We start from the raw sequence: 24,555 nt of genomic DNA on the forward strand, positions 1-24,555 counted from the left end.
CGATCAGGGCCGTGGCGAGCCCGGCCGTCAGGATCACCAGCGCGACGACGAGCCAGGTCATGATCCCCCCACACCGCAGGATTCAGCCTGCGAATAATGCCGGAGTTGCCCGCATGGCACCAGGGTCCCTGGAAGGTTTGTCTCCGAGAGGAGGCGGATCATGCGCGTGGAGGTCATGCCGGAGTTGCCGGCCGATCTGCTGGACGAGTCCTGGGAGTTCTACCTGCACTGCTTCAACGACCTGCGGGTGCTCGCGGCCAACCGGCACCTGCTGTACCGCGAGGAGTTCGACGATCTGATGTCGGACGAGCGGGTGCCCAAGTACGTGGCGCTCGACGCCGACGGCGGGGTGATCGGCCTCGCGGCGATGACCACCGACCTGGACGCGATCTCGCTGATCTCCCCGGAGTACTTCGAATATCACTGGCCGGAGCTGTTCCGGGAGAACCGGATCTTCTACGTCAGTTTTGTCGGCGCCGACCGGGGCACCCGCGGGTCGGGGGTGTTCATCGCCCTGCTGCGGCGGATGTACCAGCCGATCGGCGAGGTGGACGGCAAGGTCGTGGTGGACATCTGTTCCTACAACGAGGACCGGCACTCGCTGCCCCGGATGATCTCGATCATTCTGGGCCGGGCGGCCGGCCGGGCGCAGCCGACCCGGGTGGACGCCCAGTCGTTCTGGCTGTACGAATTCCCCAAGGCCGGTCTGCCGGTCCGCCGGGAGGAACGGCGCGGGCTGCAGCGGGACCGGCGGGTCAGCGGTTCTACCGAACGCCGTCGCGTCTGAGTTCCACCGCGGCCGGAGCCGGGGCCCGCCGGATCATCTCGCGCCAGCGTTCGGAGAACTCGGGGGCGAACACCGCGGCCCCCCACAGCCAGCCCTGTCCGTTGATCACACCGACGGCGTGGAGTGCCTCCCGTTGCAGGGCGGTCTCCACGCCCTCGGCGATCACCGACAGGCCGAGGGCGTGACTCATCGCCACCACCGCCCGGACGATCTCGTCGTCCTCCAGGTTGACACCGAGGCCGGTCACGAACGAGCGGTCGATCTTGACGCCGGTGACCGGGAAGCGGCGCAGGTAGCCCAGTGCCGAGAACCCGGTGCCGAAGTCGTCGACAAGCAGTTTCACGCCCAGTTCGCGGAGCTCGAAGAGCACCCTGGCGGTGACGCTGGAACCGTCCACCATCACCGACTCGGTCATCTCCAGGGCCACACAATGCGCGGGTACGCCGTACCGGACCATCTCGCCGGACACGATCAGCGGCAGCTCCGGGTCGTTGAGCTGCCGGGGCGACACGTTGATCGACAGGTAGAAGTCGTCGCCGACAGTGCCCTCCGAGCGCCACACGCCGAGCTGGCGCAGCGCCTCCTTGCGGACCCAGGCGCCGATCACGGTGATCAGCCCGGCGTCCTCGGCGATCGGGATGAACGTCATCGGCGGGATCGCCCCGCGGTCCGGGTGGTCCCACCGGACCAGTGCCTCGGCGCCGACCGGGATCCCGGTCTCCAGGCGGACGATCGGCTGGTACGCCACGTACAGCTGATCCTTCTCCAGGGCCTGCCGCAGCGCCACCTCCAGTTCGATGCGTTCCCGTACCTGGGTGTGCATGCTGGTGTCGAAGATGGTGGACCGGCCCGGCCCTTCACTCTTGGCCCGGTACATCGCGGTGTCGGCGTCGCGCATCAGCGCCTCGGCGGTGACCGTGGCGTTGGCCGGGTCGGCCTCGGCGTGCGAGATGCCGATCGACGCGCTGATCACCACGTCGTGGTCGCGGACCGGGAACGGCCTGGCGAAACAGCCGCGGATGTCGTCGACCAGGCGCAGCGCGTCACCCTTCTCGCCGACGTACGCGAGCAGGAACTCGTCGCCGCCGACCCGGGCGAGCGGGATCCCGCCCCGGACCGCGGTCCGCAGCCGCCGCCCCACGTCGATCACCAGCTGGTCACCGGTGTCGTGGCCCCACGAGTCGTTGACCCATTTGAAGCCGTCCAGGTCGAGCATGTAGACCCAGATCCGGGTGTGGCCCTCCGGGTCCGGCACGGTGACCAGGCGTTCGATCTCGGCCGACATGGACTGCCGGTTGGGCAGCCCGGTCAGCGGGTCGTGGGTGGCCTGGTGCTCGGAGCGCAACTGGGCGGCGACCTGGGCGCGGACCGCGGCGATCGCCCGCAGCAGCAGCAACCCGACGATCACCAGGCCGGCCACCGCGATCAGCATCCGGACCCCGGCGGACCGGGCGCCGGCGGTGGGCAGCAGCAGGAACGGCACGGCCAGGGCGGGTACCAGCAGCGCCAGCCGGGGCCAGGACCAGGCCTGGGCGGGTAGCTTGTCGGGCCGGCTCAGGTCCGCGACGGACGGGTGCAGGGTAGCTACCCCGAGTGCCGTGTACGCCAGCAGGAACGGCACGTTGAGCAGCGGCGACGCATAGATCTGACCGTCCACGCCGGCGATCGCGTAGGCCAGGTCGCCGACGGCCATCAGCGTCATCATGGTGATGTAGGCGACCATGCTGACCGGCCAGTGTCTGGCGGTGAAGGTGAGGTTCAGCAGCAGGAGCAGCAGCATCACGTCGAACAGCGGGTACGTGCCCTGGATGATCGAGAGCAGCGGGTCGCGGCCGGGGATGGTGGCCGCCGGAACGGCCAGCAGCAGGGTGCTGATCAGACCGGCGGCGATGAAGACGATCGCGCAGTCCAGCACCGCGTGCCGGTCCAGACTGCCGCGCCGCCGCATCAGGGCCACCAGGAACGTGGCGAGCAGCAGATAACCGCTGAAACTGGCCACGTCGGCGACCAGCGGCCACGGCATCGGCAGTTCGGTGACCGTCGGCCGGATGATCACGCCGATCAGGAAGAGCAGCGCCGACGCGGCCATCGTCAGCCAGGCGGACCGGGGCTCGGCGCCCCACCGCCGTGGCCCGGTGAAGCAGCCCACGACGGTGGCGACGCCGAGCAGGACGAACCCGGCGGTGGCGACCGCCGACTCCGGGGCCGCGGCGTAGATCGCGGTGACGACGATGCCGGCAGCGGCGATGACCTGCCACAACCGGAGCATGACGGCGGTGGGGAGCACGGAGCGCACCGGGCATTCCTCCCGTACGGCCCGAAGATCAATAGATGGGCCAACGGTAGCAATTCGGGCAGGGTGTTATCGGGCTTCCAGGAAGCTGCCGGTCGGTGCCCGGACCAGCACGGCCGGGCATGCGCTGTGCCGCAACACCCGGGCGGCGACCGTGCCGAGCCGCCCGCCCGGCGCGGTGTCCCGGGGCCCCAGTACCAGTAGGCCCGCCTGGTGCGAGGCGCCGATCAGGGTGGCCGCCGGGCTTCCGGTGAGCACCCGGCGGAGCGCACCGGTCACCTCCGGAACCCGCGCCAGCACCTCGGCGAGCACCCGCCCGCCCTCGGCCGCCCGGCCCGGTTCGGACACGTGCAGCACGTGCAGCGCCCCGTTCCGGCGCCCGGCCGCCTCGGCCGCGAACCGCAGCACCGGCACCGACCCGGGCGAGCCGTCCACCGCGGCCACCACCGGCCCCGACGGGGGACGATGCGTGCGGGCCACCGCCACCGGGCACCACGCCCCGGTCACCACCTCGGCCTGCGGCTCTCCCACCACCAGCAGCACCGCTGTCCGGCTCAGCCGCAGGAGCACCCGTCCCGGCGGGCCATCCACCAGTTGACCGCGCGCCCGGACGCCGGGTGTGTAACGCTGGGCGGTGGCGACCGCCTGATCCACCAGGCGCGCGGCGACCCGGCGAGCGGGTCCGTAACCGGCGTCGGCGGGCCCGTCGAAGGCGTGCACCACCAGCAGCACGCGCCCGCGGGAGACCGCCTCCCGCGCGGCGAGCCGGATCGCGGCCGAGTCGGAGGGGATTCGGCCGACTCCCACGACGATGTGCATAGGGCCTCCCGTAACAGAGTCGCAATATACCGACCATTGTCTATGGCGCAACGACCCATACGTACTGGTGACCAATGCCTCAACGGGTGGCCACCTGATGACCCATTCAGGTTGAGGGTTTACGGTGAACGGCAAAATCTTTGGGACATCTGCCGGTGAAGTGAGGGAAATACATGACGGATGTCAAGCTCGACCACCCCGGTGGTCAGTTGTCGATGGCGGTCAAGAAGGCCGTCGACGGTCCGGGCGGCATCGACGTCAGTGCTCTGCTGAAGGAGACCGGTTACGTAACCCTCGATCAGGGTTTCGTGAACACCGCGTCGACCACCTCAGCGATCACTTACATCGACGGTGACCAGGGCATTCTGCGCTACCGTGGCTACCCGATCGACCAGCTCGCGGAGAAGAGCACCTTCCTCGAGGTGTCCTATCTGCTGATGAACGGTGAGCTGCCCACCCCGGCGCAGCTGCGGGACTACGCCGACAAGATCCGTGTGCACACCCTCCTGCAGGAGGAGATGCGCACGTTCTTCTCCAGTTTCCCGCGTAACGCGCACCCGATGTCGGTGCTGTCCTCGGCCGTCACCGCGCTGTCGACGTTCTACCAGGACGCGCTCGACCCGCTCGACGAGGAGCAGGTCGACATCTCCGCCATCCGCCTGATGGCGAAACTTCCGACGATCGCGGCCTACACCTACAAGAAGTCCATCGGCCACCCTCTGCCGTACCCGGACAACTCCCTGGACTACGTGCAGAACTTCCTGCGCCTGACGTTCGGGCTGCCGACCGTCCAGTACGACGTCGACCCCAAGGTCGCCAAGATCCTGGACATGCTGTTCATCCTGCACGCCGACCACGAGCAGAACTGCTCCACGTCGTCGGTGCGGCTGGTCGGCTCCTCGCAGGCCAACCTGTTCGCCTCCATCTCGGCCGGTATCGGGGCACTCTCCGGCCCGCTGCACGGTGGCGCCAACGCGGCCGTTCTCGAGATGCTCGAGCAGATCCGCAAGGACGGCGGAGACGTCAACTCGTTCGTCACGCGAGTGAAGAACAAGGAAAAAGGCGTCAAGCTGATGGGCTTCGGCCATCGGGTCTACAAGAACTACGACCCGCGCGCCGCCATCGTGAAGAAGGCCGCCCAGGAGATGCTCTCCACCCTGGACAAGCCGGACCCGCTGCTGGAGATCGCGTTCAAGCTGGAGGAGATCGCCCTCTCCGACGAGTACTTCATCTCCCGCAAGCTGTACCCGAACGTCGACTTCTACACCGGCCTGATCTACAAGGCCATGGGTTTCCCGACCGACATGTTCACGGTCCTGTTCGCGATCGGCCGGCTCCCCGGCTGGATCGCCCAGTACCGCGAGATGATCGCCGACCCCGCCAACAAGATCGGCCGTCCGCGGCAGATCTACACCGGGTCCCCGGTGCGCGACTTCGTGCCGGCCGACCAGCGCTGATCAGTTTGGCCAGACGCCCCGCCGGATATCGTCCGGTGGGGCGTCTGGCGTCTGACGGGCGGAATCGGTAGGGAGAGCACATGGACGTGGTGATCGGGATCGACACCGGGACGACCTCGACCAAGGGGATCGCGGCCGGACCGGCCGGTGAGATCCGGGCCCTGACCAGCGTTCACTACCCGCTTGCGGTTCCCGGGCCGGGCCGCGCCGAACTCGACCCGGTGCGGATCACCGACGCGGCCCGCAAGGTCCTCGCCGACGTGACCGCCACCTGCCGGGAGAACGGCGACCGGGTGATCGCGGTCAGCCTCAGCTCGTTCCTGCACGCCCTGCTCCCGATGGACGCCGCCGGGCAGCCCCTCGGCCCGGTCGTCACCTGGGCCGACAACCGCTCCGCGGGCGAGTGCGAGCGCATCGTCGCGGACGGGGACGCCCGGCAGCTCCAGGCCCGCACCGGCACCCCGGTCCACCCGATGTCGCCGCTGACCAAACTCGCCTGGTGGGCGCAGGAGGACCCGGCGGCGCTGCGGGACACGCCCCGCTGGGGCGGGGTCAAGGAGCTGGTCGTCGCGGCGCTGACCGGCGGTCCCTTCCTCGTCGACCTGTCGGTCGCCTCGGGCACCGGCCTCTACGACATCCACTCACGGCGGTGGGACCAAGACGCCTTGACCATTGCGGGCGTACGACCGGAGCAGCTCGCCGAGGTCGTACCCACCACCCAAGCCCTGACGCTCAGCCCTCAGGTGGCCGCCGCGGCGGGTCTGCCCCCGGAGACTCCACTGATCATCGGCGCCGCCGACGGGCCGCTCGCCAACCTCGGCGTCGGCGCGGTCTCGCCCGGCGTCGGTGCGGTCTCCCTCGGCACCAGTGGTGCCCTGCGCACCGTCGTCGGCGCTCCCACCAGCGACAACGCCGGGCGGCTGTTCTGCTACGCCCTCACCGAGGACCGCTGGGTCATCGGCGGGGCCGTCAACAACGCCGGTTCGGTGGTCCGCTGGGCCGGTCAGGCCCTGGACCCCGGCACTGCCGGTTCGTCTCGTGGTTCCGGTGGTGAGGACGACGACGACCGCGACGCCCGGCTGCTCGACGAGGCGGCCGGGATCGTGGCCGGCAGCGAGGGCCTGCTCTGCCTGCCCTACCTGCTCGGCGAACGGGCGCCCTGGTGGCGGCCCGGCATGCGGGGCGCCTACCTCGGGCTGCGCCGCGAACACGGCCGGCCGCACCTGGTCCGCGCCGCCGTCGAAGGCGTCTGCCAGCAACTCGCCCTGGTCCGGGACTCCTTCGACGCCGAAGGTAACCCGCTCACCGAGATCCGGGCCACCGGCGGAGCCGCCGCCTCCCGGCTGTGGATCACCGTGCTCGCGTCGGCTCTGGACCTGCCGGTGACCGTCGCCGACGTGCCCGAGGGCACCGCGCTCGGCGCCTGCCTGCTGGCCCGGCACGCCCTCGGCGAACTCCCCGACCTCGACCAGGCCGCCGCCCTCGTCCCCACCGGCACACCCACCCGGCCTGACCCGGCCGACGCCGCCCTCTACCGGCGGCTGCGCCCACTGGTGGAGAAGTCCGCGCTCGCAGTCCTCGACGTGGTCACCGAACTCGACCGGATCGCCCCCGAACCCCTGCCCGCCACCGAGAAGGCCGTCCCCGCCGGATCGTGACCACGCCGGGTCCGGACCGAACCCGAAGTCACCACGCTCACCCGCCCGCTTCCCGGCGTGGTGACCTGGGGTGCGAATCGCACCCCAGGTCACCACACTGAAGGGGCTGCCGTGATGTCGCCGGCCGTGACCTACCCCGCGTTGACGGGTTACTCGCCGGTCCGGAAGAGTGACCGGCGAGCGGTAGCGGAGGAACCCGGTGCGAATCCGGGACGGTCCCGCCACTGTGACCGGGGAAATCGCCCCGGGAGCCAGGAACTCCGGCCGCTCGCGACAACCGACAGCGGGCGTGGACACCCGCCGGAAGGGACCCTGGTGACGAATCCGTACCCGTTCTCGGCCGTGGTGGGCCTCGACGACCTCCGACTGGCCCTGCTGCTCACCTCGGTCTCCCCGGCCGTCGGCGGTGTCCTGGTCCGAGGTGAGAAAGGTACCGCCAAGAGCACCGTGGTCCGGGCTCTCGCCGGTCTCCTCCCGCACGTCGAGGTGGTGCACGGCTGCCGGTTCGCCTGCGACCCGGACGCGCCCGACCCCGGCTGCCCGGACGGCCCGCACACCCTCGGCGGCCCGGCACTGTCCCGTCCGGCCAGCCTCGTCGAACTCCCCGTCGGCGCCACCGAGGACCGGGTCGTCGGCACTCTCGACCTGCAGCGGGCCCTCAGCGACGGGGTCAAGGCGTACGAGCCCGGCCTACTCGCCGCCGCCCACCGCGGCGTCCTCTACGTCGACGAGGTGAACCTACTCCCGGACCACCTGGTCGACCTGCTCCTGGACGCCGCCGCGATGGGCCGCGCCCACGTCGAGCGCGACGGCGTCTCGGTCAAACACGCCGCCCGGTTCCTGCTGGTCGGCACCATGAACCCGGAAGAGGGCGAACCCCGCCCCCAACTCGTCGACCGGTTCGGCCTGGTCGTCACGGTCGCCGCGCCCCGCGACGCCCGCCAGCGCGCCGAAGTGGTCCGGCGGCGCCTGGCCTACGAGGCGGATCCGGCCGGTTTCGCGGCCCGCTACGTCGCCGACGAGCAGGTCTACGAGGCTCGCATCGCCGCCGCCCGCGCCCAGCTCCCGTCGGTGGTGCTGCCTGACGCCGAACTGGACCGGATCGCCCGCGTCTGCCTCGCCTACGGCGTGGACGGCATGCGCGCCGACATCGTGGTGGCCCGCTGCGCAGTGGCCCTGGCCGCCTGGCACGGCCGCGACCGGGTGACCGCCGACGACGTCCGCGACGCCGCCCGGCTGGCCCTGCCGCACCGCCGCCGCACCGACCCGCTCGACCCGCCCGGCACCGACGAGGAGAAACTCGACGAGGCCCTGGCCGAAGCCGAACGCCAGGCCGAAGAAGACCGCCAGGCCGAAGCCGAACGCCAGGCCGAGCAGGATCGCCGCGCCGACGACCCCGACGGCCCGGATCCGGACGCCGACCCCGACGGTTCCGGCGACGGCCCCGGTGACGACGACCCGGACGGTCCCGGCGGTGGTGGCGGTCCGCGTGACACCGGTGGCCCGTCCGGCACGGACAACCCCGGCACAGACCACCCCCTTGCTGGTACGGACCCCAGCCCCGCACCGCCGAGTTCCCCTTCCCCGTCCGACAGCGACGATCAGTCCACCACGCCCTCGCCGACCATCCCGGCCGCTGGTGTCGCGGTCGCTGCGGGCACCGCCTACCGCACCCGCACGTTCCGCATCGCGGCCCGCGGCGAGGGCGGCCACGCCGGCCGCCGCTCCCCGGCTTTCGCCCGCCGCGGCCGGGTCGTCGGCAGCCGCCTCCCGCAGGGCAAACTCTCCGGCGCCCCACACCTGTTCGCCACCCTCCGCGCCGCGCTGGACCGGACGGCCTTGGACCGGACGGCCTCGGACCGGACCACGGACCGGGCCGTGTTGGACCGGACCGCCCTCGACCGGGCCGCGCCCGACGGCTGGTCGTCGGGTTCAGGCGGCCTCCTCGCCAGTGGTCGTTCCGCTCCGGGTGGTCTTGCTCCGGGCATCATCTCGTCGTCGGATCCCGTGCACCCGTCGGTCGTCCGGCCCGCCGGTGGCCTCTCGGCTCGTCCGGTCGGTGGGGGCGCTGGGCGGGGGATCCGGGTGCTGCCTCGGGACCTTCGGGAGTCGGTTCATGTGGGGCGGGAGGCGAACCTCGTGCTCTTCGTGGTGGACGCCTCCGGGTCGATGGCCGCGCGGAAACGCATGACACTTGTCAAGACCGCGGTGCTGTCGCTGTTGCGGGACGCCTATCAGCGGCGGGACCGGATCGGGATGATCACGTTCCGGGGGAGTGACGCCGACGTCGTGCTGCCGCCCACCTCCAGCCATGAGGTCGGGGTGCAGCGGCTGGCCGCTCTGCGTACCGGTGGCCGGACCCCGCTCGCCGCCGGTCTGAAAGCCGCCGCCGCGACGATCGCCACCGAACGCCGCCGCGACCCGCGCCGCCGCCCGCTGCTGGTGCTGGTCACCGACGGCCGTGCCACCAGCGGACCCGACCCGATGCGCCTGGTCCCGGCCCTGTCCGGAGTGTCGAGCGTGGTCGTCGACTGCGAGTCCGGCCCGATTCGCCTGGGCCTGGCCCGCAAGCTGGCCGCCGCCTTGAACGCCGAGATCATGCCCCTCGACCGGCTCCAGGCGGCGACTGTCCTGAGCCGCCGGTCCGGACCGTCCGGTGCCGAGGCTCCGGTTCCGGTCGACCGCGCCTACCGCCGGGCCGCCTGACCCGGTTCGCCACCCGCAAACCGATGCCGAACCTGAAGTGGCCGGGTTCGACGAAGCGACCGGACTCGACGAAGTGGCCGGGTTCGACGAAGCGACCGGTGACCGTCGGCCACGGGCGACGACGTGGAGCCGGTCTTCGGGCGCCGGTGCGCTGTCGGCCGGTATCTCGATCGGGCCGGGGCTGACCTGTGCCGACGAGGCCCGACCGGGGCCGCCCGGGGTGGGGCTGGGTGTGGGCGGGACCGGCATGCCGGTGAGTGGCGCCGGGGAGTGCGTGGCGGGAGCCGCGCCGAGCCCGGTTGCCGGACCCGGCGGGGCATGCCGGCTTCGGCGGGACCGGAACGGCGTACCGGAAACGGGTTGGAAAGCAGTGACCGTGAGCGGGAAGCCCGCGGTGAGAATGGGGAGGAAACGTGCCGCAAGGGAAAGTCACCAGTGTGCCGGATGACGGGCTGACGACGCGGCAGCGGCGGCGGCAGGCGGTGTTCGCGGTGCATACCGGGCCGGGCAAGGGGAAGTCGACGGCCGCGTTCGGAATGGCGTTGCGGGCCTGGAGTGCTGGTTGGCCGGTGGGGGTGTTCCAGTTCGTCAAGTCGGAGAAGTGGAAGGTGGGGGAGGAGACCGCGCTCAAGGCACTCGGTGAGCACGGGCCCACTCCGGTGACCTGGCACAAGATGGGGGAGGGCTGGTCCTGGATTCAGCGGGCCGGTTCGGAGCGGGATCACGCCGCGGAAGCCGCTGAGGGGTGGGCGCAGATCAAGCGGGATCTGGCCGCTGAGACGCACAAGTTCTACGTGCTGGACGAGTTCACCTATCCGATGAAATGGGGCTGGGTGGACGTCGCCGACGTGGTGGAGACGCTGCGGGACCGGCCGGGCATCCAGCATGTGGTGATCACCGGGCGGGACGCGCACGCGGATCTGATCGCGGCGGCGGATCTGGTCACCGAGATGACGAAGGTGAAGCATCCGATGGACGCGGGCCGTAAAGGGCAGCAGGGAATCGAATGGTGAATCGGATCGTCATCACGGCCCCGGCCAGCGGGCACGGCAAGACCACGGTGGCGACGGGGCTGCTGGCGGCGTTCGCCCGGCGCGGGCTGCGGGTGGCGCCGTTCAAAGTGGGGCCGGACTACATCGATCCGGGATATCACGCGCTGGCCGCGGGCCGGCCGGGGCGCAACCTGGATCCGGTGATGGTCGGTGAGTCGCTGGTCGGGCCGTTGTTCGCGCACGGTTCGCAAGGTGCCGATCTGGCGATCGTCGAAGGGGTGATGGGGCTCTACGACGGGCGGACCGGCGCCGGTGATCAAGGGTCGACGGCGCAGGTCGCGGAGTTGCTCGGCGCGCCGGTGATCATGGTGGTGGACGCGGCTGCGCAAGGGCGGTCGATCGCCGCCCTGGTGCACGGGTTCCGGAGTTTCGGGTCGGTGCGGCTGGCGGGTGTGATCCTGAACCGGGTCGGTTCGGACCGGCACGAGCAGATCCTGCGGGACGCCTGTGAAGAAGTCGGCACGCCGGTGCTGGGTGCGCTGCGGCGGGCGGACGCGGTCGCCGCCCCGTCCCGGCATCTGGGGCTGGTTCCGGCGGCCGAGCGACGGGCCGAGGCGCTGGCGTCGGTGGAGGCGATGGCTGATCTGATCGCCGCGTCGGTGGATCTGGACGCGGTGGCGGCGGTGGCCCGGTCGGCGGCTCCGTTGCCGTTGCCGGCGTGGGACCCGGTCACTGCGGAGCCGATCAAGAACGGTCCGGTTGTCGCGGTCGCCGGTGGTCCGGCTTTCACCTTCTCGTACGCCGAGACCACCGAACTGCTGGCCGGGGCCGGTGCGACGGTGGTGCCGTTCGACCCGTTGCACGACGAGAAGCTGCCGGACGGCACCCGCGCGATCGTGGTCGGCGGCGGTTTCCCGGAGGTGTACGCGAGTGCCCTCTCCGCCAACGAGCCGCTGCGGACGGCGGTCAAGGAGTTCGGCGGCGTGATCGCGGCCGAATGCGCGGGCCTGCTGTGGCTGTGCGAGTCCCTGGACGGCGCGCCGATGTGCGGGGTCCTGGAGGCGGAGGCGGTGATGTCGCCGACGCTGACGCTCGGTTACCGGGACGCGGTGGCGCTGTCGGACAGTCCACTGGGCCCGGCGGGCACCCGGGTGACCGGTCACGAGTTCCACCGGACGGTGGTGCATCCGCGGTCGGGTCTGCTGCTGTCGCCGGCGGGCGGGGCGGCCTGGGCGTGGCGGGGTGCCGATCCGGAGGGGTTCGCGTCGGCCCGGCTGCACGCGTCGTACCTGCATCTGCACTGGGCGGGCGCACCTCAGCTGGCCCGGTCGCTGGTCGCCGCTGCCGCGCGGTGATCGTTCTGGGTCTCGGGGCCCGCAGCGGTGCCGATCTGGCCGGCCCGGTGCGGCTGGCGCTGGCCGCGGCGGGCCTGCTCCCGGATGACGTGGGTGTGCTGGCCACGCTGGACCGGCGGGCCGCCGAGGACCGGGTGCTGGCGCTGGCACGCGAGCACGACTGGCGGATCGCCGCGTTCACCGCGCACGAGCTGGCCGCCTGCCCGGTGCCGAACCCGGGACGGGCGGCGGCCGTGGCGGTCGGCACGCCGAGCGTGGCGGAGGCGGCGGCCCTGCTGGCCGCCGGTCCGGGCGCCGAGCTGATCATGCCGAAGCGCAGCCGGGCGGGGGTGACCGTGGCGCTGGCTGTTATACAGCGTCCCGGTTTCGTTCAGTACATTTGCTGAAAGTTCAGCCGATCGTGCGGTCTGTCTTCTGACAATACGTCCGTGCGATCTGGCCGGAGAATCTCGATCCTCGTAGTCGCGGTGCTGGTGCTCACTCTGTGTGCCCGGCCGGAGTCCGCGATGGCCGGGGTGCTGAGATCCACCGCGCAGGGGGTGCGCGCCGAGGTCAACCTGCTCAGTGGCGTCCTGCCGCTGACCCTGGCGGTACCCAACCCGGAACGCAGCTGGACCGAGGGCGGCAGCGCCTCGTCGTCGACGGTCGCCAACCCGGGCCTGAAGCTGCTCGGCACCTCGATCCTCAGCAGCGGCGTGATCACGTCGACCGCCGGGCCGGGCACCGGCGCCAGTGGCCGGGCCGAGACGAGCGTGGCCGGCGCCTCGGTCCTGGGCGCGGCCGGCATCGGGGTCGGCGCGGTCCGGACGGTCTGTGTGATGGCGGCCTCCGGCATCACCACGACCACCGAGATCGCCGACCTGAAGGTGGCCGGGCAGACCATCGCCAACCCGGACGTCAACCTGAAACTGCCGGTCGGCAACCTCGCCAGCGTCTGGATCGACCACCGCACCGCCGACTGGGACAGCAACGGCGTCTACCAGTACACCGTCCGCGCCCTCGACGTCAGCCTGCTCGGCGGCTCCGGCATCCTCAGCGCCGTCGCCAACGGCTCCGTGGTCGTCGGCGAGTCGGTCTGCTCCGGCACCATAGTGCTGGACCAGCCGACCGTCACGCCGGTCTCGCTCGCCCCCGGCCAGTCCGGCACCCCGGTCGTGACCGTCACCGACAGCGGTGACGTGGGCGCGCAGAACACCACGATCAAGATCCCCAAACCGGGTGCGGCGTACGTGCTGGACCCGCCGACCGTGACCGGCGGCGGAACCTGCTCGACCGCCGATCCGGACTACGTGATCTGCTCCGGCGTGACCGTCCCCGGCCGGGGCAGTGTCAAGGTGTCGCTGCCGGTGAAGCTGAAGGCGTCGGCCGCCGCCGGGACACCGGCCTGGGCCACGTCCACCGGAAAACTGATCAGCGCCGCGAGCACCCCGGTCGCCCAGGCCGGCCAGACCAAGACCCAGACCGCCAACGGCACCCTGGTCAACCCGCAGGGGCCGGTCAGCAGCGGCGGCACGGTCACGGTCGACCAGGTCACCCTCGCGGCCGGCAAGACCGCCGCCGGAACCGTCAAGGTCACCAACCCGGGACCGTCCGACGCGAGCGCCACCGTCACCGTCCCGATCGGCAACCGCCCCACCGGGATCACCGTCGCCACCGCCGACGTGGACGGCACCCCGTGCGTGGTCACCACCGCCACCGTCACCTGCACGGGTGTGCCGATCACGGCGGGCGCCGAGGCGACCGTGAAGATCAACACGGCGGCCGCGGTCACCACACCGGTCGGCACCACCTGGGACCTGGCCGGCGTGACCGCCCTGATGAACGGCTCCACCGTCACCGGCGCCGGCCGGCTGATCACCGTCGGTACCCCGGACGTGAACCTGTCCGGCGGCATCACCGTCGTCCCGGCGACCGCGATCCCGGGCGGCTCGGCCGGCATCGCCACCGTGAAGGTCACCAACGCCGGCTCGCTCGCCGCCACCCCGACGACCATCACCATCCCGGCGGTACCGGCCGGCTACACCGTCTCCGCCCCGGTCACCACCACCGGCGGCGGCACCTGCGCGGCCGGGACCAGCGGAATCAGCTGCACCGGCGTGACCGTGCCGGCCGGCGGGACGGTGAACGTGGCAGTACCGGTCACCCTCACCCCATCGGTCACCACCGGGTGGGCGGCCACCTCGGTCGCGCCGATCACCGCCACCGCCGGCGCCTCCACCGGCACCACCAGCGGCACGATCGTCACCGCCTCCCCACGGTTCACCCTGGCCGCCACCGCCGACGGACCACTCGCCGGCACGATCAGCCCCGGCCAGACCACCAGCATCGTCACGAAGATCGAGAACCAGGGGCCGTCGGACGCCAGACCGGCCACCTTCACCGTGGTCGCCCCGATCGGCACCACCCTGGGTACGCCGACCGGCGCCACCTGCACCGCCGACGCCCCGAAGACCGAACTGGCCTGCTCCGCCGACCTGGCCGCGGGCGCGCCCGCACTGAGCGTCAGCCTGCCGGTGACGATCAACCCGCTGGCCGACACGTCCCGCGCGCTCACCGGCGGCTGCGTCAGCCTGGACAACGACAGCCTCTGCCAGACCGGCGAACCGGTGCTGCCGCCGATCACCCTGCGCAGCCCTTTCGGAGTCCGGGTCCTCGGCACCTTCGCCCCCGCGGTGATCACTCCCGGTCAGGACGGGACCGGCAAGCTGACGCTGCGATCACTGCAGGCGGAGAGCGACCTGACCGTCACCATCCCGGCCGGCACCGCCCTGCCCAGCGGCTTCAGCGTGGTGTCCGCCACCGCCGGCGGCACCCCCTGCACCCTCGGCACCACCGCCGTCACCTGCACCGGCGTCGACCTGACCGCGCTCACCGGCAAGGACGTCGCTGTCAAGGTCGCCGTCGACCAGAGTGTCGTGCCACCGGCCGCGTGGACCCCGGCCGGGATCACGGTGACCGGCGGCACCGAGACGACCACCCTCACCGGTCCGCTCGCCGCCACCGGAACGGTCAACTACACCCTCGCCGCCGCCGCCACCGTCCCGGCCGACGGCACCGTCCTGCCCGGCACCGCCACCAGCCTCGGCGTGACCGTCACCAACAACGGCCCGTCGACCGCGGCACCCGCGAGCTTCCGGGTCTTCGCCCCGGCCGGCACCAGTTTCCCCGCCACCGGTCTGCCGCCGATCTGCCGGCGCACCCTGGACACCCTGCTCGTCTGCTCCACCCCCACGCTGGCCCGGAACGCCTCGACCGGAGCGCTCACCGTGCCGCTGACGGTGGCCGCCGACACCGACCCGTTCACCCCGGTCAGCGGCGGCTGCACGGACGTCGACGGCATCCCCGGCTGCGGCGGGGCCGGTGACCGGCCGTTCCCCGACTTCACGCTCAAGGTGCCGTTCACCTCCCGGGCGGCGGTCAGCACCGACCGGGCCGACGTGGTCCCCGGCCGGACCGCGACCGCGACCGTGCACACCAAGGCCCTGCACGGCGACCTCACCGGACTGTCGGTGAGCATCCCCGAGGCCGGGCTCCCGGCCGGGCTGACGGTCACCGGCGTGTCCAGCCCCTCCGGCGGCACCTGCACCCGTACCAGCGCCGTCTGGACCTGCACCGGCCTGAACGCCACCGACGGCGCCACCCTCGACGTCGACCTCGCCCTGAAAGCGCTCGCCAACGCCGTACCCGGCGGCACCTGGACCCCGAACCCGGTCACCGTGTCACTCGGCGGCGACCAGATCACCCTGGTCCCGCAGCTGGCCCGGATCGCCGCGGCCCAGACCGGCCTGGACGCCACCGTCAACCTCGCCGGGCTGAGCCCGCTGCCCGGCGGCGGCGGAGCCCTCAGCGTCGGCCTCAGCAACATCAGCGGCCCGTCCGACGCGGTCGCCGTCCCGGTCAGCGTGATCGCCCCGCCGGGCACCGTCCTCAGCGTGGTGACCGGCACCGCCGCCCCGGACTGCGCCCTCGCCCAGAGTGACACCCGGATCGACTGCCGGGTCAGCCTGCCCGCCGGCGGCACCCCGCTGACCCTCGGCGCGCAGGTCGGCATCGGTGGCGACGTGCTGTCCGGCCGGGCCCTCACCGGCGGCTGCGTCGACCTGGACGGCAACAGCGTCTGCAACTCCGCCGACCGGATCATCCCCGCCATCAACGTCGGCACCCCGATGCAGCAGCGGATCGACGTCGTCACCACCCCGGTCCGGATCGCCCCCGGCGAGGACGCGACCGCCCAGCTGAAAGTCACCTCCACCGGCACCGAGAACGGCCTCACCGTCACCATCCCGACGGCTGGTCTGCTGCCCGCCGGGGCCAGCCTGATCACCGCGAACCCGGTCGGCGGCGGCAGCTGCAACCCGAACGCCGAACCGGTCGCATGCTCCGGCCTCAACGTCACCGCCGGCACCCCGGCCGTGGTGAACCTGCAGGTGGCGTCCAGTCCCGGCGGCACCCCCGGAACCTGGACCGCCGCGCCGATCCTGGTGTCCGGCGGTGGCGAGATCGCCGTCGACGCCGGTGACCTGGCCGTGGTGACCCTGCCGCGCAGCGACCTGAGCGCCGTCGTCACGGTCCCGGCCGCCGGCACCGTGACGGCCGGCGGTAGCGCCCCGCTCGCCGTCACCGTCACCAACGACGGCCCGTCCGACGCCCGCCCCGCCGTCTTCACCGTCAGCGCCCCGCTCGGTACCAAGCTGGACCTCACCGGGACCCCACCGGCCGGCTGTGCGGTGTCGGTCGCCGGGGTGTTCGCCACCTGCGCGATCCCGCTCGCCGACGGCGCCGACACCGGCCCGCTGACCTTCCCTGTCACGGTCCCGGCGCTCGCCGACCCGTTCGCCGCCCTCACCGGCGGCTGCGTCGACCTGGACGGCGTACCCGGCTGCGGCACCCGTGACCGAATCGTCCCGGACATCGACCTGGCGGTGCCGTTCGCCCGGACCCTGTCGGTGAACACCGTCCCGGCCACCGTGGTCCCGGGCACCAGCGGCGTCGCCATCCTCGCCCTGAACGCCGACCGCGGCCTCCTCGACGACGTGTCGGTCAGCGTTCCGGCTCTCGGCCTGCCGGCCGGCCTCACCATCGACCACCTGGAGGTCGACGGCGACCCCTGCACCTCGCCGTGCACCGGGATCACCGTGGCACCGGGCACCCCGGTCCAGGTCGGTGTGCACCTCGACGCCAGCCCCGCGGCCGTCCCCGGCACCGTCTGGACCGCGCCGGGGATCTCGGTCGGCAACACCGGCGGGCTGCTCACCCTGGACCGGAAGCTGGCCGTGGTCGGCCCGGCCGACATCGACATCGACCCGGCGATCACCATGCCGGCCGTCGCCCTCGACCCCGGCGCGACCGGCCCGGTCAGCGTCACCGTCGGCAACGACGGCACCTCCGACGCGCTCGGTGTCCGCCTCACGGTGATCCCACCGGCCGGGGCCGCCTTCAGCACCGTGCCACCCGGCTGCGGCCGGGTCGCCGGCACCGGCAAGCTGTCCTGCACGCTGAACGTGCCCGCGGCCGGCCCCGACCCGACACTCCCGCTCACCCTGGAAGTCGGCGACAGCGCCATCCCCGGCTCCACCCTCACCGGCGGCTGCGTCGACGTCGACAACGACAGCCTCTGCCTGAACCCGCCGGACACCCTGCTCGGCCCGGTCACCGTGGCCACCCCGTTCGACCGGCTGGCCCGGGTCCGGCTGGACAGCGCCGTCATCCCGGCGAACAGCACCGGCGACGCGAACATCCTGATCGACGCCCCCGGCGCGCCCGGACAGCCGGTGACCGTCACCGTCCCGCTGCTCACCAAGCCACTGGCCATGACGGTCTCCGACCCGGACATCACCCCGAACGGCAGTTGCGTCACCACCCTCGCCGCGATCACCTGCACCACCACGTACGCCGGCACCGGCACCGCCACCCTGGAACTGCCGATCACGGTGGCCCCCGGCGCCGACGCGGTCTGGGCCACCACCGGCATCACCGTGACCCGCGGCGCCGGTGAGAGCGTCACCGGCGGTGGCATCCTGGCCCGCACCAGCGCACCGCTCTACGACCTCGGCGCCACGGTGACGATGCCCGCCGACGACACGGTCCTGCCCGGCACCGTCACGGCGATCAAAGCCACGATCGACAACACCGGCTCCGGTACGGCCGTCACGGTCCCGATCGTGCTGACCGCCCCCACCGGAACCACCTTCACCACACCCCTGCCGGACGGGTGCCTGCGGCTGACCGGCCTGGCCACCGGCTGTGCCGTCACCCTGGATCCCGGGCAGTCCACCGTCCTGGACCTGCCGATCGCCGTCCCGCCGCAGCTCACCGGAACCGTCACCGGCGGCTGCGTGATCCTCGGCGGCAACACGTGTGACGTGGACTTCGATCCGTTCTCGCTGCGTACCCCCCTCGCTTCGATCATCACGGCGGCCGGCGGCGTGCCGGCTACCGTGACCCCCGGCCGCAGTGACACCGCCACCATCCGGCTGGACGCCGTGGCCGCCCGCACCGATTTGACCGTCACCGTCGGCACCGACAACCGCCCGGTGGGTGTCGCCGTCAGCGCGGCCACCATCGGCGGCAACCCGTGCGACGTCACCACCGACACGGTCACCTGCACCGGCGTCGGCATCCCCGGCGGCGGCAGCACCACTCTGAACCTGACCGTCGACGCCACCCCGGAGGCGCGGCCGGGCGACACCTGGCGGCCGGTGGTCCGGGTCAGCACCGGCACCGGCACTCTCCCGGACGTCGCACTGCTCCAGCGGCTCGCCGCGACCGTCGGCCCGGCCGACACCGGCGGCGGCCTGAACGTCAGCGTGCTGACCCCGGCCGACGGCACCGTGCTGCCCGGCGCGGAGACCGTCCTGCGCCTGGTGATGACCAACCCCGGCCCGTCCGCGCTGTCCGGCGCCACCGCCTGGGTCAAGGCCCCGGCGGGCACCACCTTCGGCGACCTGATCGATCCGGCCGCCACCTACTGCGACAAGGCGTCGTCGACCCTGGTCACCTGCACCGCCGACCTGAGCGCCGAGACCCGCCGGTTCCGGCTGCCGCTGCACGTGCCGGCGCCCACCACCCCCGGCGCCGTGATCAGCGGCGGTTGCCTCGACACCGACCGCAACGGCGCCTGCGGCACCGGCGACACCGCGATCACGTCGTTCACCCTGGGCAAGCCGTTCAGCGCGCAGGCCCGCCTCGGCGTGGCCCCGGGCGCTGCCGTCACCCCCGGTGACATCGGCAGCGCCGTCATCCGGACCACCACCGACCGGGCCCTGAGCGGGCTGCTGGTGGAGATCCCGCTCACCGCCCTGCCACCCGAGGTCGAGGTCGTCGACGCCAAGGGCCCGGACGGCTCGGTCTGCACCCTGACCGGCGCCATCGTCTGCACCGGCGTCACCCTGCCGCAGGCCACCACCGACCTGGTCACCGTCAAGGTGAAGCCGCTGCCGTCGGCGGCCGAGGGCATCACCTGGGCCCTCACCCCGGCGGCCCCGGCGACCCTGACCAACTCCGCCGGGGACGTCTCGGCGTTCACCGGCACCCTGCTGCGTACCGGCTCGGCCGTGCCCGGTCTCCAGTTCACCCCGTCCCTGCCGGCCGGCACCGTCACCCCCGGCACCACCGCGGCCTTCCGGGCCCTGGTCACCAACACCGGCCCGTCCGACGCCACCGCCCGCCTGGTCCGGGTGAACGCGCCGGCCGGCACCACCTTCGGCACCCCCGTCCCGGCCGTCTGCGCCGCGGCCGGCACCAGCGCGCTCGACTGCCGGGCCACTCTGGCCGCCGGTGCCCCCGCGCTCACCTGGGATCTGCCGGTCCGCATCCCGGCCAACGCCGACCCGAACATCCCGGTCACCGGCGGCTGCCTCGTCGACGGCCGCAGCGGCACCTGCGGCGCCGGGACCGCCCCGCTGCCGCCGGTCACGCTCACCCCGGCGCTGTCCCAGGCCCTGACCATCTCGGCGGTCAGCCCACCGGCGATCAAGCCGGGCCGCACCGGATCGGTGACCGTCCGGATCACCGCGACCCGGGCCCGCGCCGGGCTCACCGTGACCATCCCGCTGACCTCGCTGCCGACCGGCATGTCCGTCGTCCGGGCGCAGGCCGGCAGCCGGATCTGTCTCGTCGGCGTCACCGCGGTCGGCTGCACCGGCGTCGACGTCCGCGCCGGCGGCGAGCTGGAGATCACCCTCAGCGTCGAACTGCGCGACACCGCCGAACCCGGGGCCACCTGGACCCCGACGGTGTCGGTCGCCGAAGGCGCGCAGACCGCCGCCCGGACCCTGCACGCCGCCACCGTCGGCGACGCCGACACCACGTTCGGCGTCGCGGTGGAGGTACCGGCCGCGCAGATCCTGCTGCCCGGCGACACCGCGAACCTGACCGTCACCGTCGCCAACACCGGCAGTTCGGCCGCCCGCGGACTCCAGTACACGTTCTTCGCCCCGTCCGGCACGACCTTCCGGACCCCGGCCGCCGCCCCCGGCGCGACCTGCGCGATGTCCCAGTCCGGGGAGCGGGTGGACTGCTCGGTCGACGTCGGCGGCAACGCCCGCACCCGGTTCCCGCTGGCGATCGCGATCAGCGGCACCGCCGACGTGCGGAACCTGCTGACCGGCGGCTGCGCCGACACCGACCGCAGCGGCACCTGCACCGCCGCCGACGTGGCGATCCCGCCGATCCAGCTCCGGCAGGCGCTCGCCGACCGGCTCCAGATCACCGGCGTGCCGGCCGCCGTCGTCCCGGGTGGTTCCGGGACCGGTGCGGTCCGGGTCACCAGCGTCGTCCCGGTCACCGGCGCCACCGTCACCGTGCCGCTGAACGGGCTGCCTGCCGGATTCACCGTCACCGGGGCGAGCGGCCCGGCCGGTTCGGCCTGTGACCGGACCGCCGCCCGGATCCAGTGCACCGGCGTCGACCTGACCGCCGGTGCCACCACCGCGATGTCGATCACCACTGCGGTGGCCGCGTCCGTCGCGCCCGGCCTGGCCTGGGCCCCGGCCAACGTGACCGTCGGGGTCGGCACCGAGAGCCTCACCGGCGTCGCCGGCCTGATCGAGGCCGGGGCCCGGTCCACCGACGTCACCTGGTCGATCACCGGTGCGGGTGGCACCACGGCACCCGGCGCCACCCGCACGATCACCGTCACCGGCACCAACCGGGGCCTGTCCACCGCCACCGGCGACAGCGTCGCGGTGGTGGCGCCGTCCGGCACCGGCTTCGGCACCCTCGCCGGAACGGCCGCCCGCGACTGCCGGGGGACCGGCACCGACCTGATCACCTGCACCCTCACCCTGGAACCGGGGAACAGCGTCAGCTGGGAGGTGCCGCTGACCGTGGACGACGACGTCACCGACGGGCAGAATCTCGGCGGCGGCTGCGTCTCCGCCGACGGCGACACCACCTGCGGCGGCACCGGGGACACCGCGATCGACGCGATCACCGTCGCCCGCGAGGGCCAGCCCCAGCTCCGCGACAGCGGCACGGTCAGCGTCACCGGGGCGGTCGTCCAGTCCGGCGGCTCCGGCACCGCGGCCGTGAGACTCACCGCTACCGGCGACTTCACCGGGCTGACCCTGACCGTGCCGCTCGCCGGCCGCCCGGACGGGGTCACCGTGGACAGCGCCACCCTCGACGGCGCCACCTGCGAGGTCGGCGCCGACGCGATCACCTGCACCGGCATCGACCTGACCGCCGGCCAGGAGCGTGTCCTCGAACTCGGGCTGACTGCGTCCACCGCCGCGGTCTGGCAGGCCACCGGCATCACCCTGGCCGCCCCGGAGTCCACCGATGACGTCCTCACCGTGACCGGTCAGCTCCTCAGCGGCACGGCGGGCAGCCCGAACGTGACCGTCTCGGCCGGCGACTGGACCCCGGCCACCCCGGCTCGCGGGCAGACCACCACGCTGCCGATCACCCTGACCAACGAGGGCACGGCGGCGGCCGACCCGTACCGGATGACCGCGGTCCTGCCCTCCGGGCTCACCCACGGCACCCTGCCGTCCGGCTGCACCGCGGGCGGCACCGCCCGGATCGTGACCTGTGAGACCAGGATCGGGGCCGGGGAGGCGGTCACCGTCAGCCTGCCCGCGGTCGTCGGGGCCGGAGTCACCGAGGGCGGTGTGCTCACCGGCGGCTGCCTCGACCAGGTGCTCGACCCCGACCAGTCCTGTGGCGGCGGGAACGACCTGGTGCTGCCCGACTTGACCGTGGGCCGGTACGACGTGGACCTGGAGATCAGCTACGCGGGTGGCACGGTCACGGCGCTGTCCGGCGAGACCGTGGTGGTGACCATGCCGTACGGCAACCGGGGCAGCAAGACCGCCGCCCAGGTCGCACTGAGCATCGTCCCGCCGGTCGGTGTCACGGTCGCCGGGGTGTCGCTGGCCACCGGTGTCAGCGGTCAGCGGATCCGGGCCGCCGCGGCCTCCGGCACGGTGCGGGCGACCTGCCGGGCCGACCCCGACCTGGCGGACAACGCGGTGGTCTGCGGTGCGCCGGACTCGGCGGCCGACTCGATCAGCGACGTCACGATCACGATGAAGGTCGGCGCCGGAGCCCAGAACGGTCTTCAGCAGATGGCGGTCACGGTCAGCACCACCGACGTCGACGGTTTCATCCAGGACAACTCGGTCCGGGTGCCGATGATGATCTCCGGCACCTCCAACGACGACGGTGATGACGGCAGTGATGACGTCGATGACGGAGACGACGGAGACGACGAACTCCCCACCACCGGCGCACAGGTCACCGGGATGGTGCTGCTCTCCGCCATGCTGACGGCCGGCGGCCTGGGCATCGTCGCGGTGGTCCGCGACAACGCCCCGGTACCGGCCCCGGCGGCCCGGCACCGCGCGGGGCGGCACCGGGCCTGACGATCAGGCCTGACGGTCAGCTCTTGGCCGCCGCCGGCCACTCGTGCACGGGAATGTTGTCGTGCATCAGCGGCAGATAGCGGCGCAACATCTCGTGCAGCGCCCGTTCCCGGTCCTGACCCTGCGCCTCCAGCGCGTGCAGCGTCTCCACCTGCCACGACGCTCCGTTGCGGTGCCGCAGACAGCGCTGCTCGATGATGCCGAGCAGCCGGTCCCGCTGCGCCGGATTGACCCCCCACAGGTCCAGCCCCGCCGCGGCCTGCGGCAGCAGACTGCGCAGCACCAGCTCGGTCACCGGCAGGGTGCCGTGCCCCGGCCAGAACACCGTGGCGTCGATGCCGTGCCGGGCACAGTTGTGGAAGTTCTCCTCGGCGGCCCGGAAACTCATCTGCGTCCAGAGCGGGCGGTCGGATTCGGCGAGCGTACGGACCAGGCCGTAGTAGAACGCCGCGTTCGCGATGGTGTCGGCGACCGTCGGGCCGGCCGGCATCACCCGGTTCTCCACCCGCAGGTGCGGGCGGCCGTTGACGACCGCGTAGATCGGCCGGTTCCACCGGTAGACCGTCCCGTTGTGCAGCCGCAGCTCACTGAGTTCGGGGATCTCCCCGCGCTCCAGGATCTCCGCCGGATCGTGGATGTCGCAGATCGGCAGCAGCGCCGGGAAGTACCGGACGTTCTCCTCGAACAGGTCGAAGACGCTGGTGATCCACCGTTCCCCGAACCACACCCGCGGTCGTACGCCCTGCGCCCGGATCTCCTCCGACCTGGTGTCGGTGGCCTGCTCGAACAACGGGATCCGGGTCTCGCGCCACAACTCCCGGCCGAACAGCAGCGGCGAGTTGGCGCCCAGAGCCACCTGGATGCCGGCGGTGATCTGGGAGGCGTTCCAGTACGCCGCGAACTGCGCCGGGCTCACCTGCAGATGGAACTGGGTGCTGGTGCAGGCCGCCTCCGGCGCGATCGTGTCGGTGGTGATCGCCAGCCGGTCCACGCCGTCGATGCGGATGTCCAGGTCCTCGCCGCGAGCCGCGAAGATCTGCTCGTTGAGGAGCTGGTACCGCGGGTTCGCGGTGATCGCCTCGCCGGTGAGGTGCTCCCGCCGCAGTGTCGGCAGGATGCCGATCGTCACCATGTGCGCCCCGGCTGCCCGGGCACGCCGCTCCGCCTGGTTCAAGCTGGACCGCAGGCCACGTTCCAGCTCGGCGAAATCATCCCCGGCCAGCCTCCTCGGTGGCAGGTTGATCTCGATGTTGAACTGGCCCAGCTCCGTCTGGAAGTCGGGATCGGCGATCGCGCCCAGCACTTCGGCGTTACGCATCGCCGGGTCCACCTGATCATCGATCAGGTTGAGCTCGATCTCCATACCGGTCAGAGGCCGTTCGAACTCGAAGCGTGCCTCGCGCAGCATCGTCGCGAACACGTCGAGACTTCGGCGGATCTTCTGCCGGTAGCGGGTCCGGTCCTCACGGGTGAAATTGGTCTGGTCGACTTTCTCGCCCACCGCGCACCACCTTTCGAGCCGTCAGAGACGGAGGGGATCGCGCGGCGCCGTAGCCGTCATCCCCCCGGCCATATGATGACCGCTGTCAATGGCGGCGCGCCTCAGGCCGGACGTCCATTCGC

Annotated in this window: 11 protein-coding genes and 1 riboswitch; of the genes, 8 read left to right on the top strand and 3 right to left on the bottom strand. The window is 72.5% G+C overall.

The genetic code is table 11. The features are described 5' to 3' along the window. Positions 1–160 precede the first annotated feature (160 nt). Entirely contained in the window at positions 161–787 is a 627-nt protein-coding gene (locus BLU81_RS00745) for a hypothetical protein (protein WP_197686091.1), read from the top strand. Here BLU81_RS00745 and BLU81_RS00750 read toward each other — a convergent pair. After that, complete coding sequence (locus tag BLU81_RS00750; protein WP_092540654.1) at positions 765–3,083, bottom strand: putative bifunctional diguanylate cyclase/phosphodiesterase; 2,319 nt, start codon at positions 3,081–3,083, stop codon at positions 765–767. The two genes, BLU81_RS00745 and BLU81_RS00750, sit on opposite strands and share 23 nt — an antisense overlap. A gap of 66 nt (positions 3,084–3,149) precedes the next feature. Next, entirely contained in the window at positions 3,150–3,899 is a 750-nt protein-coding gene (locus BLU81_RS00755) for a universal stress protein (protein WP_092540656.1), read from the bottom strand. Positions 3,900–4,072: 173 nt separating this feature from the next. Here BLU81_RS00755 and BLU81_RS00760 point away from each other — a divergent pair, with 173 nt between their 5' ends. The 7 genes from BLU81_RS00760 (at position 4,073) to BLU81_RS00790 (ending at position 22,932) form a co-directional block, all read left to right on the top strand. After that, positions 4,073–5,356 (top strand): citrate synthase, encoded by a 1,284-nt coding sequence (locus BLU81_RS00760; RefSeq protein ID WP_092540658.1) that lies wholly within the window; start codon positions 4,073–4,075, stop codon positions 5,354–5,356. 80 nt (positions 5,357–5,436) lie between these two features. Then, complete coding sequence (locus BLU81_RS00765) at positions 5,437–7,014, top strand: gluconokinase (RefSeq protein WP_092540660.1); 1,578 nt, start codon at positions 5,437–5,439, stop codon at positions 7,012–7,014. A gap of 129 nt (positions 7,015–7,143) precedes the next feature. After that, positions 7,144–7,297, top strand: a riboswitch (cobalamin riboswitch). A 32-nt stretch (positions 7,298–7,329) separates the two neighbouring features. Beyond that, positions 7,330–9,720, top strand: a complete 2,391-nt coding sequence (locus BLU81_RS00770) for a VWA domain-containing protein (RefSeq protein ID WP_092540662.1) — start codon at positions 7,330–7,332, stop codon at positions 9,718–9,720. Positions 9,721–10,133: 413 nt separating this feature from the next. Next, positions 10,134–10,733, top strand: a complete 600-nt coding sequence (gene cobO, locus BLU81_RS00775) for a cob(I)yrinic acid a,c-diamide adenosyltransferase (protein WP_092540664.1) — start codon at positions 10,134–10,136, stop codon at positions 10,731–10,733. Next, positions 10,727–12,067 carry a cobyrinate a,c-diamide synthase gene (locus tag BLU81_RS00780; RefSeq protein WP_092540666.1) on the top strand — a complete coding sequence of 447 codons (1,341 nt, stop codon included), beginning with the start codon at positions 10,727–10,729 and terminating at the stop codon, positions 12,065–12,067. The genes cobO and BLU81_RS00780 overlap by 7 nt, the downstream gene beginning before the upstream one ends. Further along, entirely contained in the window at positions 12,064–12,453 is a 390-nt protein-coding gene (locus tag BLU81_RS00785; RefSeq protein WP_157751063.1) for a cobalamin biosynthesis protein, read from the top strand. The genes BLU81_RS00780 and BLU81_RS00785 overlap by 4 nt, the downstream gene beginning before the upstream one ends. A 42-nt stretch (positions 12,454–12,495) precedes the next feature. Beyond that, on the top strand, positions 12,496–22,932 hold the full coding sequence (locus tag BLU81_RS00790; RefSeq protein WP_157751065.1) for a beta strand repeat-containing protein: 10,437 nt from the start codon (positions 12,496–12,498) through the stop codon (positions 22,930–22,932). Between the two features lie 16 nt (positions 22,933–22,948). Here the strand turns inward: BLU81_RS00790 and BLU81_RS00795 are convergent, their stop codons facing one another. After that, positions 22,949–24,433: a glutamate--cysteine ligase family protein gene (locus tag BLU81_RS00795; protein ID WP_092540672.1), complete on the bottom strand. Its 1,485-nt coding sequence runs from the start codon at positions 24,431–24,433 to the stop codon at positions 22,949–22,951. Positions 24,434–24,555 lie beyond the last annotated feature (122 nt).

Source organism: Actinoplanes derwentensis (genome assembly GCF_900104725.1).
In the GTDB taxonomy this organism is placed as follows: Bacteria; Actinomycetota; Actinomycetes; order Mycobacteriales; family Micromonosporaceae; genus Actinoplanes; species Actinoplanes derwentensis.

Excerpts from the sequence above, each read along its gene's own strand:
- BLU81_RS00765 (WP_092540660.1), top strand. The coding sequence starts at position 5,437 with ATGGACGTGGTGATCGGGATCGACACCGGGACGACCTCGACCAAGGGG.
- BLU81_RS00755 (WP_092540656.1), bottom strand. The coding sequence starts at position 3,899 with ATGCACATCGTCGTGGGAGTCGGCCGAATCCCCTCCGACTCGGCCGCG.
- BLU81_RS00780 (WP_092540666.1), top strand. The coding sequence starts at position 10,727 with ATGGTGAATCGGATCGTCATCACGGCCCCGGCCAGCGGGCACGGCAAG.
- BLU81_RS00745 (WP_197686091.1), top strand. The coding sequence starts at position 161 with ATGCGCGTGGAGGTCATGCCGGAGTTGCCGGCCGATCTGCTGGACGAG.
- BLU81_RS00760 (WP_092540658.1), top strand. The coding sequence starts at position 4,073 with ATGACGGATGTCAAGCTCGACCACCCCGGTGGTCAGTTGTCGATGGCG.